The organism is Curtobacterium poinsettiae (assembly GCF_025677645.1).
Lineage (GTDB): Bacteria > Actinomycetota > Actinomycetes > Actinomycetales > Microbacteriaceae > Curtobacterium > Curtobacterium poinsettiae_A.
The window spans coordinates 2819459-2833609 of sequence record NZ_CP106879.1 but is presented as its reverse complement, the minus strand read 5'-3'; the positions used below and the strand labels follow the sequence as shown (position 1 = coordinate 2833609).

Below are 14151 nucleotides of genomic sequence, written 5' to 3'. Positions count from 1 at the left end.
CGGCGCCGAGCCCGGCGCGGTCAGCGCGAGCCCGGCGCGGTCAGCGCCGAGCGTGTGCCAGCAGCGCCAGCAACAGCGCTCGCACGTGCGGCTCGCGCCCGTAGCGGTCACGGACCCACGCGCGGCACCGTGCGGCGAGGGACGGGTCGAGCTCGGCTTCGTCGAGGGTGTCGAGCAGCTTCTCCGCCAGTGCGTCGGGGTCCGCCGGGTCGACGGTGTACCGCGCCCAGTCGCCCGACAGGATCTCCCCGGTGCCGCCCGATGCGGCGGCGACGACCGGACGGCCGGCGGACATCGCCTCGACCACGACCCGCCCGAAGCCCTCGGGCTCGATGGACGGCGCCACCACGACGTCGGCGGCGTGCAGGAGCGGGACGACGTCGTCCCGCTCGGGGAGCACGAGCACGGAACCGGCGGGGAGCGCGTCGATCGCGGCGTGCACGGCGTCGGCCTCTTCCGGGTAGAGCGCACCGGCCAGCACGAGGAGCGGCGCGGGGGCCGCGTGACCGGCCACGGGGGGAGTGGTGACCGGCACGCGTGCCGCAGCGGCCGTGCGGACGCGACCCCATGCCTCCAGGAGGGCGAGCACGCCCTTCGACCGGGTGAGCCGACCGTAGTACAGCACCGTCGGGGTGTCCTCGGGGATGCCGAGTGCCGCGCGGGCGTCGTGCACCGATGCCGGGGTGGCGGCCGGGAACGCGTCAGTGTCGACACCGTTCGGCACGATCGTGATGCGGTCCGTCGGCACGCCGGACTCCGCCCAGGCGCGCGCCATCGCGTGCGAGACCGCGAAGTAGCGGGTGCGGCCGCCGGCGATCGGGCCGAGCCGCCGGTAGTTCGGCGCGTGGTGCAGGTGCACCGCGAGCGGGACTCCGGAGACGAGCGACGCGACCCGGCCGAACGGCAGGTACTCGGGCCGGTTCAACCAGAGGACGTCGAGGTGTGATCGTCGGATCCGCAGCCCCTCGCGGGCGAACCGCCAGGCGTCGCGGAGCGCGGTCGTGATCCCGAACCGGTAGTCGGTGGCCTCCACCAGCTCCACGCCCATCGCCTCGTAGGGCGCTGGGCCCTCGGCGGCGCGCGGGGACTGGGCGTTCCGGTGCCAGACCTCGACCTCGTGGCCGGCGGCGACGAGCTCGCGGGTGTCCTCGAGCACACAGCGTTCGAGTCCGCCGGTGATGGCGAGTCCGGTCACCAGGACGCCGACGCGGAGTCGGCGGGTGCCGTCGTGTGCAGTCTGTCGCGGTCTCACGAGACACCACCCCTTGCGGTCTTCAGTCGGCGGAGGAACCAGGGGAGGCAGGCGACCACCCCGGCGATGCGGACCCAGTTCCAGAGGACGTCCTGCGGCAGGAGCAGGGACGCGGCGGCCACGACGAGCGCGGCGAGGGTCGTCAGGACGATCCGGGCACCCGGTCCGCGCCACTCACGGCGGTCGGGCAGGGCCAGCAGCTGCATGGCGGCCAGGATCGCGTAGGCGACGACGGTGGCCAGGCCCGCGCCGGCGATGCCGAGCACGGGCACGAGCACGAGGTTCGCGCCGATGTTCACGGCGCCGGCGATCGCGGCGATCACCCCGACGGCGACACCGCGGCGTTCGACCAGGAGCAGGCGTCCGGTCGCACCGCTGGCGACGACGGGGAACGCGGTGATCGCGACGACGAAGACGACGACCGAGAGCTCCTGCACGCGGTACGACGCCGGGGCGAGGATCGGCAGCGCGACCGGTGACACCAGGGTCACGGCGAGCAGGACCGGTCCGAGCATCTTGTACAGCTCGTCGCGGGCGTGCATGGCGAGCTGCCGGCGGGCGACCGGGTCGCGGAGGGCGGCGAAGTGCGGCGCCCACGCCTGGTTGGTGAAGGTCAGGAGCAGGATGACGGCCGAGCCGACGATGTAGGCGATCTGGTAGCGGGCCACCTCGTCCGGGCCGAGCAGCCGCTGGACGACGATCCGGTCGCCGGCGTTCAGCACGAAGTACGACAGGTTGCCGAGGGCGATCGGCACGCCGAGGCGGAACGCCCGGGCGGTGGTCTTGCGGTCGAACAGGCCGGCGAGCCGTGGACGGGTCGCCGCGATGCCGATGACCATCGCCACGCCCTGGGCGACGACGCCGCCCCACGCGTAGGTGGTCGCGTCGGCCTGCACCCAGGTGAGGAGCCCGAGGCCGATGACCGAGCCGCCGATCGAGGACAGCAGGCTCGTGACCGCGAAGACCCGGATGCGGTCCTGGGCGACGAGCAGCGCGAGGGAGATCTGCACGATGGCGGCGGGGCCGGTCCAGAGCACCGCGACGAGGAGCAGCGGGTGGTTGCCGACGAAGCCGGCGGCGTCCGCCCAGACCGGGATCGTGGTGAGCGCCGCGACGGTGACGACGATCGCGGTGACCATGCCGACGGCGAGCAGGCCGCGCGCCCGGCGGTCGTCGCCGTCCTCGGCCCGCTGCAGCACCGACGCCTGGTCGATGCCGAGGACGGCCAGGACGACGAGGGCCTGGTACAGGGCGATGGCCGAGGCGAGGACGCCGAACTCGGCCGGCGGCATGAAGTGAGCGAGCACCGGGGAGATGAGCGACGAGACGACGAGCTGCATCGACCAGACGACGACGTACAGCAGGCCGCGGCCGAACAGGACGGAGGCGCCCTTCCGCACGGCGACCGATCCGGTGTCGAGCGACTCGGGCAAGGGTGCGACGGCTTCCGGGGCGATGGGCTCCCGGGCGATGGGCGCGGGAGCCTCGGCCTCGCGCGCTGCGCGGGCCTCGCGGCGGGTCTGCGGGGGGAAGCTCACGGTGCGACCACCGCTGCCGCGTCCTGCCGTGCCGACGCCGACGCCGTCGCTGCGCCCTGGCGCAGCCCGAAGGCTGCGTCCACGACGTCGAGCAGGTCACCGCTCCGGTCGGTTGAGAACTTCCGTGCGAACAGGTGCTGCACCTCGACGTCCGCGTCCGTCCGACGCTCGAGCAGCTGCCCCGCGTCGGCGACGGTCAACCACGGCGGGCTCTTCCGCGCGGTGCCGTCCCACCCGATCCACCAGAGCGGCTGGGAGACGTGCTCGTCGGCGAACCCCGGTGTCAGCGACGGCGAGTTGAGCACCGACGGCACGAAGGTCTCGTCGGCGACCCAGGTGCGCTGCCAGAACCGGACCAGGTCCCGGCGGTGGTCGACGGTGTCCACGACGGCGGCGGCGTGCCGGCGGGCGAGGACCTTGAGCTGTGAGCCCCCGGCGAAGGAGACGTTCGCCGGCACGCGGCGGGGGACCGGCAGTCGGAGCATGTGCTTCCGCCAGGCCCAGTGCCGGAAGCGGATGCGGGAGATGCCGCCGTCACGGCCCCACGGTGCGAACGGCAGCGGGTTGACCGAGATGAACGACTCCTCGCGGTGCGCCTCGAGCAGGGCCGTGATCTCGGCGGGGTTCGCCAGCGGGTAGTCACTGCCGGTCAGCACGGCCACGTGCGAGGCGTCGGTCTCGGCCAGGGCAGCCCGGTAGCCGGACACCTCGGCGGCGACGTTCTCCCAGCGCGCCCAGCCGGTCCGGATCCGGGGGAGCAGCCGGACACGATCCGGCAGCCCGTCGGTCATGGCGCGGAACACCGTCTCGGGGGTGCGCGCGTCGCAGTGCAGGAACACCGGGAACGGGTCGAGCGCCTCGACGAGTCGGCGCACGTGTGCCGGGTCCTCGTGGGCGAGGACGATGCACGCGGGGACCGCGGGGGAGATGGCCATGGACGCGACGCTAACCGCGCCGTTCCGGGGCCGACAAGGCGACCCGTGCCCGTCTGCGGGGAAGCGGCGGTTTCCCGCACCGCCCCCGATCGATCAGTGCCCGGAAGGCCTGATCAGCGCTTCTTGCGGAACTTCTGGCAGTCGCAGAGGGCGCAGTCCGTGCCCGGACGGTAGTGCTCGTGGGCGTCCTGCACATGGCCGCAGACGCAGGTCACGGAGTCGACCACGAAGACGCTCTGTTCCGAGGGGAGCACGGCGCCGAGCTCGTCGGTGGGGCCCATCGACATGCGTCCTCCTCGTGCCCGGCGTGCTGCCGCCGAGTCGTCCTCACGATCCTACCGTCCGGGGGCGTGTGCTGGCGGCAAACCGCAAGTCGGACGACCGTCGCCGCAACCGCGGGCGGCCGCCGTTGACCCTGCAGCAGCCCCACCGGAGCATCGGACCATGACCGACCAGCAGGCCACCACCACCCGCGTGCTCACGCTCACGCCCGCGATGCCGTCCCCGGACGTGCCCGCCTGGGCCGGCGCGGCCTGGGTCGGCGCCGTCGACCGACAGGAGGCGCTCGCCGCGTCCGCCGTCGAACTCGCCGGCGCCACCGGCTTCCGCCGCGCCCGCCTGCTCGTCCGTGACGGACGCGAGATCGCCGGGTTCGTCGACGTCGGCGTCGACGCGGACGGCGGCGTGGACCCGGCCGAGCTGGGACCGGCCCTGCGCGCCCTGCGCACCACGGGCCTCCCGGCCGCCCCCGCGGGGACGCCGGTCGGACGCGTCTCCGTCGTCATCGGCACCCGCGACCGGCCCGAGGACCTGCGCCGCTGCGTGCGCTCGGTGCTCGCGTCCGAGCACGACGACTTCGAGGTGCTGGTCGTCGACAACGCGCCCACCACCACCGCGACCCGCGACGTGGTCACGTCGCTCGCGGATCCGCGCCTGCGGTACGTCCTGGAGGCCCGACCCGGCGTCTCGCGCGCACGGAACGCCGGACTCGCCCTCGCGTCCGGGGCCGTGGTCGCCTTCGTCGACGACGACGTGGTCGTCGACCGGCACTGGCTCGCAGCGCTCGCCGACGCGTACGCCCGCGACGCGGACGTCGTCTGCGTGACCGGCCTCGTACCCAGCGGCGAACTCCGGACCCCCACGCAGCGGTACTTCGACGAGCGCGTGACCTGGGCGCGCAACACCGACCGTCGGGTGTTCCGCACGTCGGCGCCGCCGGCGGACCTGCCGCTGTTCCCGTTCTCCGTCGGCGCGTTCGGCACCGGTGCCAACATGTCGCTCCGCCGTTCGGCCGCGCTCGCCCTGGGCGGGTTCGACGTCGCACTCGGCCCGGGCACCCTGGCCCGCGCCGGCGAGGACCCCGACCTGTTCACCCGGGTGCTGTTCTCCGGCGGTGCGCTCGCGGTGGAGCCCTCGGCCGTCGTCTGGCACAAGCACCGGCCAGACCGTGCGGCGCTGCGCTCGCAGGCGCTCGGCTACGGCACCGGTCTCGGTGCGTGGGTCGCGAAGCTCATGCTGCGACCGCGCACCGCACTGGCCGTGCTCCGTCGGGCGGTCGGGGCGCTGCGGCAGCTCGGGGCGCTCGGACAGAACACCGGCGCCGATGCGGACCAGGTGTCCGCCGCGGTGGACGCCGTCGGCGGGTGGCCCGTCGACGACGCGTTCCGCGAGGCGACGGCCGGCCTCAAGCGCGTCGAGCTCGTGGCGGCGCTGGGCGGACCGTGGCGGTACGTCGTCGGGCGGTCGCGGCGCGGGTGACCGCGGCGCGGGTGGCCGCGCTCCGCGTGCACGGCACGCACCGCGTGCACTGCTCTCCAACGCACGCACGCACGTACCGGAACGGACGGGAGGCCCGTGGCGACGCTGCCACGGGCCTCCCCTCCGTTCCGGTGCGGACGTCTGCTGCTCCGCCTACGGGCGGAAGCGGCCCTCCTCGACCTCGCGCCAGAACCGACGGCTGCGGAAGTACGCCGCCGGGCCCGCCGGGAAGCCGCGGAACTCGTGGTAGGCCAACGAGCGCGGGATCCGGGTCGTGGAGGCCTCGGTGATGCTCTCGGCCGCGGCGTCACGCCGGCCGGCCAGTCGTGACACGAGCTGCTTCAGCTTGATCTTGCCGGCGCGGGGCATCAGCCGCGCGAGCACGATCGCGTGCCGGCGGTCCTTCGCGATGAGCTCGCACATCAGCGCCGTGAACCCGACGCCGTTCGAGTGGAGCTGCCCGTGCAGCCCGGCGAGGTCCTGCCGGTGCCGGTGGTGCACGACCGCGCGTGGTTCGAAGCCGATCCGGCCACCGCTCCACAGGATGTCGATGAAGATCGCCAGGTCCTCGCCACCGCGGGCGGGCACACCGGCACCGAGCACGGGGTCGAACCCGCCGACGGCGTCGAACGCCGACCGTCGGACCGCCCAGTTCGCGCCGGCGCCGTAGCCGCCGATGCCGTAGACGGCGAAGTGCTTCTGCACCGAGCCGTCGGGGCGGACGGCCCGGGCTTGCGCGTGCCGCATGACCCCGGGGACGTCGTCCGGCACGATCGTCACCGGCTGGAAGGTGCGCTCGCCGCTGAAGCCGCCGTAGTACGCCTCGTACCAGATCTGCGCGGGGGTCTCGAGCTCGACGGGCAGGATCATCCCGGTGACCGCGGCGACCTCGGGCTCGCGGACGAAGCGCGTGCCGATGGACCGGAGCCACTGTGCGTCCACCCGGACGTCGTCGTCCGTGAACGCGATGATCTCGCCGTGCGCCGCTGCGACCCCGGCGTTGCGGCCGGCGGAGCAGCCCGGACGGCGTTCGGTGACCAGCCGGACGTCGCGGCCCTCGAGCAGCCCGGGCAGGGCGTCGACCTCGGGCAGCTTCACGCGGTTGTCGACGAGGATGACCTCGTACCGCGGGTAGTCGAGGTGCTCGAGGAAGTCGACCAGCTTCCGGATGTCCTCGACCCGGGTGACGATGGTCGACACGACGATCGAGATGAGCGGGAGGTCGAGGTCGGGGATGGGGGTCTCCGTCGCACCGGAGGTCCGTGCGAGGCCGTCCACCAGGGGCGCCATCGCGCGGGCGGCGTCGGCCGGGTCCGCGGTGAGCAGCACGTCGAGGGTGGTGACGGGGAAGCCGTCGCGGTAGCCGACGACGAGCGCGGAGGAACCCGACTCGTCGGCGACCAGGCGCGGCAGCGGAGCGTCGAGGTCGACGCTGACGACCCGACGGGGGCCGGGCACGGTGACGGAGGAGTGCAGGGTCATGGTCGGGACGCTACGACCGCCCGCGGTGTCCGGACAACGGACCGGACCAGCAGTGGCGGGGTTCGTGCGGGGTTCCGCAGTGCGGTGCGTGTGCCCCCGTCGGGGGTGAGCGCTCACCCAGGAAGCCACGGGAACCTCATGGGTCACGCTCAGGTCACGGAACCGATGCAACCGGTTGCGCTCCCGCCGGACCGGGCGTAGCTTCCTCCACCAGCAGGCAGCGGCGCCTGCTCCAGGGCAGTGTCGTCGAACCCGATCGATGCCCCCTGGTGATCTCAACGAGGAGACAACGCTGTGAAGACAACACGCTCCAGGGTGCGGTTCGCATCCGTTGCCGGGGTCGCCGTCATCGGCCTCGTGCTCACCGGCTGCTCGAGCGGGAGCTCCGGCGCCGGATCGGACGACGCCAAGAGCGGCCAGGACAGCCGCGGCCCCATCACCTACGTGCAGGGCAAGGACAACTCGAACGTCGTCCGCCCGCTCATCGCGAAGTGGAACAAGGCCCACCCGGACGAGAAGGTCACCTTCAAGGAACAGTCCGACCAGGCCGACCAGCAGCACGACGACCTCGTGCAGCACTTCCAGGCGAAGGACGAGAACTACGACGTCGTCGACGTGGACGTCGTCTGGACCGCCGAGTTCGCCGCCAAGAGCTGGCTGACGCCGCTGACCGGCGACATGAAGCTCGACACCTCGAAGCTCCTGCCGTCGACGGTGAAGACCGCCACCTACAACGACACGCTCTACGCCGCTCCGCAGACCTCGGACGGCGCACTGCTCTACTACCGCAAGGACCTCGTCAAGACGCCTCCCACCACGTGGAAGGAGATGATGGACGACTGCAAGATCGCGAAGGACGCCGGCATCGGTTGCTACGCGGGGCAGTTCGCGAAGTACGAGGGCCTGACGGTGAACGCCTCCGAGGCGATCAACGGCTCCGGCGGTTCGGTGCTCGGCAGCGACGGTGCGCCCGACGTCGACACCGACAAGGCGAAGGCCGGCCTGCAGAACCTGGTGGACGCGTTCGAGGACGGGAACATCCCGGCCGAGGCGATCACCTACCAGGAGGAGCAGGGCCGCACCGCGTTCGAAGCCGGCAAGCTGCTGTTCCTGCGCAACTGGCCGTACGTCTACAGCCTCGCCAAGACCGACGGCTCGTCGAAGGTCAAGGACACCTTCGGCATCGCGCCGATCCCCGGTGCCGACGGCGTCGGTGCCTCCACGCTCGGCGGCCACAACGCCGCGATCAGCGTGTACTCCAAGCACAAGGCCACGGCGCACGACTTCCTCGAGTTCCTGACCTCGGACGAGACGCAGAAGTTCTTCGCGACCCAGGGCTCGCTCGCCCCGGTCGTCGGTGACCTGTACACCGACCCCGAGCTGACGAAGGAGCTGCCCTACCTGCCGACGCTGCTCAAGTCGATCGAGTCGGCGGAGCCGCGCCCGGTCACGCCGTTCTACCCGGCCGTCACGAAGGCGATCCAGGACAACACCTACGCGGCGCTCAAGGGATCGAAGTCGGTCGACGAAGCCATGAAGGACATGCAGGACGCCCTCAAGTCGGCGACCAGCAGCTAGCGGCTCACGCCGCTTGATGGACGGGAGGCCCGTGGCGGGTCCGCCACGGGCCTCCCGTCCGCCCCCTACTTGCGTTCCGACACCCCCGGCAAGGAGGCCGACACGTGTCAGCAGCAACCGAGATCCCCGCAGCCATCCCCAACCCGACGGGCATGGAACCGAAGCGCCGACGGCGCAAGGGCGGACTCAACGCCGAGCACGGCCGCTGGGCCGTGTACCTCATCGGCCCGACGATCCTGCTCCTCGCGATCGTCATCGGCTACCCGGTCGTCAGTGCGATCATCCAGTCGTTCCAGCTCGACCAGGGCCTCGACAAGGCCACCGGCCTGTTCGTGCAGGGCGGGTTCGCCGGCATCACGAACTACGCGCACTGGCTCGGCCAGCAGTGCGGCAACGTCACGTGCCCGCCCGGCAGCCTCGGCTCGCAGTTCTGGGTATCGATGGGCAACACGTTCTTCTTCACCGTCGTCACCGTGCTCGCCGAGACGGTGATCGGCGTGTGGATGGCGATCATCATGAACCGCAACTTCAAGGGCCGCGCGCTCGTCCGTGCCGCGATCCTGGTGCCGTGGGCGATCCCGACGGCCGTCACCGCGAAGCTCTGGTACTTCATCTTCGACGCGAACGGCGTGCTGAACCACGTCCTCGGGCAGCAGATCCTGTGGACGAGCGGCGAGTGGGCGTCCCGGTGGGCGGTCATCATCGCCGACACCTGGAAGACCACGCCGTTCATGGCGCTCCTCATCCTGGCGGGGCTCCAGCTGATCCCGGAGGAGGTCTACGAGGCCGGCAAGATGGACGGCGCGTCGACGTTCCAGCGCTTCGTGCTCATCACCCTGCCCCTGATCAAGCCCGCCCTGATGGTCGCGATCCTGTTCCGCGTGCTCGACGCGCTGCGCATGTACGACCTGCCCGCGATCCTCACCGGCGGTGGCGGTGGTTCCGGCAACGCCACCACGACCCTGTCGATCCTGGTCGTCGAACAGATCCGGCAGGGCTTCAACTCCGCGTCGGCCCTGTCGACCATCACCTTCCTGGTGATCTTCATCGTGGCGTTCGTCTTCGTCCGGTTCCTCGGCGCCAACGTCGTGCAGACGCAGGCCGCCCAGCAGAAGGGTGAACTCAAGTGACCCTCGCAGCAGACCGCCCCCGGTCCTCCGCAGCAGCACGCGACCGCGCCGTCGACCGCACCGAGGTGCGCGTGCGCCGCGACACCGGGCCGCGCATCCGCACGGCCGTGCAGGCGATCGTCATCGCCGTGTGGTGCCTCCTGCCGTTCTACTGGATGGTGGTCACGAGCTTCCGCGACGTCGGGTTCACGTTCGACGCCACCCCGTGGCCGACGCACGTCACGCTCGACAACTACGCGACGGCGTTCTCCACGTCGCTCGGCAACCACCTCGGTCGGGCGCTCGCGAACAGCCTGCTCATCGGTGGGGTCGTGACGATCATCGCCCTGCTCGTCGGCACCACGGCGGCGTACGCCCTCGCCCGGCTCGAGTTCCGCGGCAAGTCGCTCATCGCCGGCGCGATCCTGGCCGCGTCGATGTTCCCCGGCGTCGCCCTCATCTCGCCGCTGTTCCAGCTGTTCACCGACATCGGGTGGATGGGGTCGTACCAGGCGCTCATCCTGCCGAGCATCTCGTTCGTGCTGCCGCTGACCGTGTACACGCTCGCGTCGTTCTTCCGCGAGATGCCGTGGGACCTCGAAGAGGCAGCCCGCATCGACGGGTGCACCCGGGTGCAGGCGTTCCGGCGGATCATCCTGCCGCTCGCGGCGCCGGCGGTGTTCACGACGGCGATCCTGGCGTTCATCTCGAGCTGGAACGAGTACCTCATCTCGTCGCAGCTCTCGAGCGACGCGACACAGCCGGTGACCGTGGCGATCGCCTCGTTCGCCGGGTCGCAGCCGCACCAGGAGCCCTACACGGCGGTGATGGCCGCCGGCACGATCGTCACGATCCCGCTCGTCATCCTCGTGCTGATCTTCCAGCGGCGCATCGTGGCGGGGCTCACCGCCGGCGGCGTGAAGGGCTGACGACCATGGCGCAGCGCGGCCCCACCCGTCCCACCGCCCGCATCGAGGAGGCGATCGGCTTCGTCGGCATGTTCGGCGTCCTGTTCCTCGGCGTGACGGTGTTCTGCGAGCTCACCGGGCGGCCGGCGCTCGGCTGGGCGCTCACCCTGCTCGTGTGCGTCCTCGGCGTCGTGGCCCTGGACCGGTGGCGGGTCGCCGTCCTCCGCCGGAGGGCACCGCAGGACGGCACGGGTGCGTCCGTACCCCGGGGCGTCGGTGCTGCGCCCGCGGTGGCCCCGGTGCACACGTCGGTCACCGACCCCACCGGTCGCCGACCCCGACCCGGCGCGGACGGACGGGTGCATCAACACGCGGGCTGGGACGAGGTCGCACCGGCTGCACGACGGCCGGCGCGCCCCGCACGGGTCCCGCAACGCCGGGCGGACCGCGGCGTGCCCGCGGTGGCGGCCCGACGGGGCGGACCCGACACATCGGCGGACGTGACGCACGGCACGGACGGCTGACGGGCCTCCCGGGTCGCACCGATGGGGATCCAGGAGATCGCGACCGTCACGGGGCTGTCGAAGTCGACGGTGTCGCGGGCACTCCGCGGCATGTCGACCGTGGCCGACACCACGATCGAGCAGGTGCAGCGGGTCGCCGACGAGCTCGGGTACGTCCCGAGTTCGGCGGCGGCCGGCCTCGCCACCGGTCGTCAGCGCGCCGTCGGGGTGGTCGTGCCCGTCATCGATCGCTGGTTCTACGTCAAGGCGCTCGGCGGTGTCGACGCGGAGCTTCGCCAGGCCGGGTACGACCTGGTCCTCTACAACCTCGGCGGCCCGGGCGGCGACCGCGACCGGGCCTTCCGGCGCTCGATGCTGCGGCACCGCGTCGACGGCCTCGTGCTGCTCTCCCTGGTGCTCGACGCCACCGAACGGGCCGAACTCGAACTCAGCCGGCACCCCATCGTCGTCATCGGCGGCCCGGCACCGGGCCTGCGGAACGTGGGCGTCGACGACCGCGAGGTCACCCGGATCGCGGTCGAGCACCTGCGGGGCCTCGGCCACCGGCGCATCGCCTACGTCGGCGGGCAGGACGAGGCCGGCATGAACGTCGCCGTGCCGCACCTGCGGCGGGACGGGTTCCTCGACGCCGTGCGGTCGTCGGGACAGGCCGTACCGGAACGATGGTCGCTCGACGGCCGGTTCTCGTTCGCCGGCGGGACCGCCGCCGGGGCCGTGCTGTTCGCCGAACCCGCGTCGGAACGACCGACGGCGGTGCTCTGCGCCTCGGACGAGATGGCGCTCGGTGTCCTGCTGGCCGCACGCCGAGCCGGCCTCGCGGTCCCGGAGGACGTGTCCGTGATGGGGATCGACGGCCACGAGTACGGCGCCACCGTCGGACTCACCACCGTCGTGCAGGACCCGGTGGCACAGGGACGGACCGCTGCACGGGCGGTGCTCGCCGAGGTCGACGGCGGTGTCGCCGGCCCGATCGCGGCGGCACCCGCGCACCTCGTCGTCCGCGCGACCACGGGGCCCCGCCCGCACGGTGCCGCGTAGGGTCGCCCGCATGGAGGTCACCAAACTCGAACACGCCTGCCAGGTCATCACCGAGGGGGACGCCCGCCTGGTCCTCGACCCGGGCAACTTCACCCGACCGGTCGACGTCACCGGGGTCGTCGCCGTCGTCCTCACGCACGAGCACCCGGACCACGTCACCCCCGAGCAGGTCCGCCGCATCCTCGACGCGAACCCCGGTGCCGTCGTCATCGGACCGGAGGGGGTCCGCGCGGCGCTCGCCGAGGCGGAGATCGCCGTCGAGGTCGTCACGGACGGCGACCACCGGACGGTCGGCCCGTTCGCGCTCACCTTCCACGGCACGCGGCATCAGCTGATCCACGCCTCGGTGCCGATCGTCGACAACACCGGCGTGCTCGTGAACGGCCGGCTGTTCCACCCGGGCGACTCCTACACGGACCCGGGCGTCCCGGTCGAGGTCCTCGCGGCACCGGTCGGGGCGCCGTGGCTCAAGGTCGCCGAGATGATGGACTACGTCGCCGCGATCGCGCCGTCCCGCGCGTACCCGATCCACGAGGCCACCCTGTCGGAGGTCGGCCTCGGCATGCACACGGGGCGGCTCCGCGAGGCCGTCGAGCCCGCCGGGTCGCTCGTCGTGTTGCTTCCGGGGGAGTCGCTGACGCTCTAGGGCTGCGCTGCGCTGCGCTGCGCGGCGCTGCGCGGCCTGGAGGCCCGTGGCGGCGCCGCCACGCGCCTCCCGTCCGCATCGTGTGCAGGAATGGTCGGGTCCGTGCGCCCGAGGCGACCATTCCTGCTCACGAAGCGCGGCGAAATCGCGCCGCGACCAGGCGGTCGAGCGTCAGGGCGTCCCACGGAGCGTGCCGCTCGGCGTCGTTGTCGAAGTACACGTAGACGTCACGGCCGGCCTCGGCGTGCTCGAGGACGGTCGTCGCCCACCCGCCGAGTGCCCGGGGTGAGTACCCGTCGTGGTAGGTCCGGGGTGCGCCGTGCAACCGGAGGTACGCGAGTGGTGCCCCGGTGTCCGCTCGGAAGCGGGGGAAGTCGCCGGCGTGCGAGTCGACCAGGGCGACGCGGTGCCGGCGGAGCACGTCGAGGTGCTCGTCGCCGAAGCCGGCTGCCCGGACCTCGAGCGCGTGGTGGATCGACCTCGCCGGTTCCTCCGGCTCCACGAGACCGTCCGGTTCGGCGTGGACCTTGTCGTCGTGGTGGCGTGCGAGCCCGGCGGCCGCACCGTGCGTCCGGGGGAGCACCCCGAGGAACTCGTCGAGCACCTCCGGCGTCGGCAGCAGGCGCTCGGGCAGCTGCCAGAGCACGGGCCCGAGGGTGTCCCCGAGCTCCAGCGGACCCGAGGCGAAGAAGTTCGCCAGCGCGGTCTCGACGTTCCGCAGCCGGAGCATGTGCGTGACGTACCGGCCGCCCTTGACCGCGAACCGGAACGGCTGCCCGCCCGAGGCCGCACGCCACGCCCGGTACCGCGCCGGACGCTGCAGTGAGTAGAAGGATCCGTTCAGCTCCACCGTCGGGAACCGCGACGCCACGTGCTCGAGCCACCGCCGCTTCGCGAGGCCCTCGGGGTAGAAGTCCCCGCGCCAGCCGTCGTACTGCCACCCGGACAGGCCGATCCGCACCGTGGCCGACGGGCAGCCGCTCACGTGTCTGGCCCGGGCGATCGCGTCGTGGTCGGCCGTCATCGATCCACCGTATGCCTGCTCCGACATGGCGGCACACCCGGGCGACACGCCCCGTTTTGGTGCGGATGCGAGCCTTGTGCAATACTTGTCGAGTTGTCGGAACGGCCCCATCGTATAGCGGCCTAGTACGCTGCCCTCTCACGGCGGTAACGCGGGTTCGAATCCCGCTGGGGTCACCACAGGTGACATGCTCCGAGTCCGACAACAGCCGCGGCCCCATCGTATAGCGGCCTAGTACGCTGCCCTCTCACGGCGGTAACGCGGGTTCGAATCCCGCTGGGGTCACCAGCACACGAAACCCCCGTCCAGCTCCGGCTCGGCGGGGGTTTCGTCGTCTCGGCTAGCCTGGATCGTCCCCG

Annotated in this window: 13 protein-coding genes and 2 tRNA genes; 9 read left to right on the top strand and 6 right to left on the bottom strand. The window is 72.3% G+C overall.

Annotated features, from left to right (window positions below):
* Positions 1–40: 40 nt before the first annotated feature.
* The 4 genes from OE229_RS13530 to OE229_RS13515 form a co-directional block, all read right to left on the bottom strand.
* Positions 41–1252, bottom strand: a complete 1212-nt coding sequence (locus tag OE229_RS13530) for a glycosyltransferase family 4 protein (RefSeq protein ID WP_262138464.1) — start codon at positions 1250–1252, stop codon at positions 41–43.
* Positions 1249–2790, bottom strand: coding sequence for a lipopolysaccharide biosynthesis protein (locus OE229_RS13525; RefSeq protein WP_262138462.1), 1542 nt, complete (start codon positions 2788–2790; stop codon positions 1249–1251). The genes OE229_RS13530 and OE229_RS13525 overlap by 4 nt, the downstream gene beginning before the upstream one ends.
* Positions 2787–3725, bottom strand: coding sequence for a beta-1,6-N-acetylglucosaminyltransferase (locus tag OE229_RS13520; protein WP_262138460.1), 939 nt, complete (start codon positions 3723–3725; stop codon positions 2787–2789). Before OE229_RS13520 ends, OE229_RS13525 begins: the two co-directional genes overlap by 4 nt.
* A gap of 113 nt (positions 3726–3838) precedes the next feature.
* Positions 3839–4012 carry a hypothetical protein gene (locus OE229_RS13515; RefSeq protein WP_155896838.1) on the bottom strand — a complete coding sequence of 58 codons (174 nt, stop codon included), beginning with the start codon at positions 4010–4012 and terminating at the stop codon, positions 3839–3841.
* A gap of 157 nt (positions 4013–4169) precedes the next feature.
* Between OE229_RS13515 and OE229_RS13510 the strand changes: the two genes are divergently transcribed.
* Positions 4170–5483, top strand: coding sequence for a glycosyltransferase family 2 protein (locus OE229_RS13510; protein ID WP_263344571.1), 1314 nt, complete (start codon positions 4170–4172; stop codon positions 5481–5483).
* Between the two features lie 153 nt (positions 5484–5636).
* Here OE229_RS13510 and OE229_RS13505 read toward each other — a convergent pair whose 3' ends face one another.
* Complete coding sequence (locus OE229_RS13505) at positions 5637–6965, bottom strand: glycosyltransferase (RefSeq protein ID WP_262138455.1); 1329 nt, start codon at positions 6963–6965, stop codon at positions 5637–5639.
* A 294-nt stretch (positions 6966–7259) separates the two neighbouring features.
* Here OE229_RS13505 and OE229_RS13500 point away from each other — a divergent pair, with 294 nt between their 5' ends.
* From OE229_RS13500 to OE229_RS13475, 6 genes are all read left to right on the top strand, one after another.
* The gene (locus tag OE229_RS13500) at positions 7260–8543 is read left to right on the top strand and encodes an ABC transporter substrate-binding protein (protein WP_138803690.1); all 1284 of its coding nucleotides are present in this window, start codon (positions 7260–7262) and stop codon (positions 8541–8543) included.
* A 152-nt stretch (positions 8544–8695) separates the two neighbouring features.
* The gene (locus OE229_RS13495; protein WP_027465915.1) at positions 8696–9673 is read left to right on the top strand and encodes a carbohydrate ABC transporter permease; all 978 of its coding nucleotides are present in this window, start codon (positions 8696–8698) and stop codon (positions 9671–9673) included.
* A 65-nt stretch (positions 9674–9738) separates the two neighbouring features.
* Positions 9739–10581 carry a carbohydrate ABC transporter permease gene (locus OE229_RS13490; RefSeq protein ID WP_241660376.1) on the top strand — a complete coding sequence of 281 codons (843 nt, stop codon included), beginning with the start codon at positions 9739–9741 and terminating at the stop codon, positions 10579–10581.
* A 5-nt stretch (positions 10582–10586) separates the two neighbouring features.
* Positions 10587–11084 (top strand): hypothetical protein, encoded by a 498-nt coding sequence (locus OE229_RS13485; protein ID WP_262138453.1) that lies wholly within the window; start codon positions 10587–10589, stop codon positions 11082–11084.
* A 21-nt stretch (positions 11085–11105) separates the two neighbouring features.
* Positions 11106–12122 carry a LacI family DNA-binding transcriptional regulator gene (locus OE229_RS13480; protein WP_262138452.1) on the top strand — a complete coding sequence of 339 codons (1017 nt, stop codon included), beginning with the start codon at positions 11106–11108 and terminating at the stop codon, positions 12120–12122.
* Between the two features lie 10 nt (positions 12123–12132).
* Complete coding sequence (locus OE229_RS13475; protein WP_262138450.1) at positions 12133–12768, top strand: MBL fold metallo-hydrolase; 636 nt, start codon at positions 12133–12135, stop codon at positions 12766–12768.
* Positions 12769–12895: 127 nt separating this feature from the next.
* Here the strand turns inward: OE229_RS13475 and OE229_RS13470 are convergent, their stop codons facing one another.
* Complete coding sequence (locus tag OE229_RS13470; protein WP_262138448.1) at positions 12896–13792, bottom strand: DUF72 domain-containing protein; 897 nt, start codon at positions 13790–13792, stop codon at positions 12896–12898.
* 103 nt (positions 13793–13895) lie between these two features.
* On the opposite strand from OE229_RS13470, the gene OE229_RS13465 reads away from it, so the two are divergent.
* Positions 13896–13971, top strand: a tRNA-Glu gene (locus OE229_RS13465).
* Between the two features lie 33 nt (positions 13972–14004).
* Positions 14005–14080, top strand: a tRNA-Glu gene (locus tag OE229_RS13460).
* Positions 14081–14151: the final 71 nt, after the last annotated feature.

What these genes read in the sequence shown, in the direction of transcription:
- OE229_RS13520 (WP_262138460.1), bottom strand. Translation starts at nt 3,725, where the DNA reads ATGGCCATCTCCCCCGCGGTCCCCGCGTGCATCGTCCTCGCCCACGAG.
- OE229_RS13515 (WP_155896838.1), bottom strand. Translation starts at nt 4,012, where the DNA reads ATGTCGATGGGCCCCACCGACGAGCTCGGCGCCGTGCTCCCCTCGGAA.
- OE229_RS13510 (WP_263344571.1), top strand. Translation starts at nt 4,170, where the DNA reads ATGACCGACCAGCAGGCCACCACCACCCGCGTGCTCACGCTCACGCCC.
- OE229_RS13505 (WP_262138455.1), bottom strand. Translation starts at nt 6,965, where the DNA reads ATGACCCTGCACTCCTCCGTCACCGTGCCCGGCCCCCGTCGGGTCGTC.
- OE229_RS13495 (WP_027465915.1), top strand. Translation starts at nt 8,696, where the DNA reads ATGGAACCGAAGCGCCGACGGCGCAAGGGCGGACTCAACGCCGAGCAC.
- OE229_RS13485 (WP_262138453.1), top strand. Translation starts at nt 10,587, where the DNA reads ATGGCGCAGCGCGGCCCCACCCGTCCCACCGCCCGCATCGAGGAGGCG.
- OE229_RS13480 (WP_262138452.1), top strand. Translation starts at nt 11,106, where the DNA reads ATGGGGATCCAGGAGATCGCGACCGTCACGGGGCTGTCGAAGTCGACG.
- OE229_RS13475 (WP_262138450.1), top strand. Translation starts at nt 12,133, where the DNA reads ATGGAGGTCACCAAACTCGAACACGCCTGCCAGGTCATCACCGAGGGG.
- OE229_RS13470 (WP_262138448.1), bottom strand. Translation starts at nt 13,792, where the DNA reads ATGACGGCCGACCACGACGCGATCGCCCGGGCCAGACACGTGAGCGGC.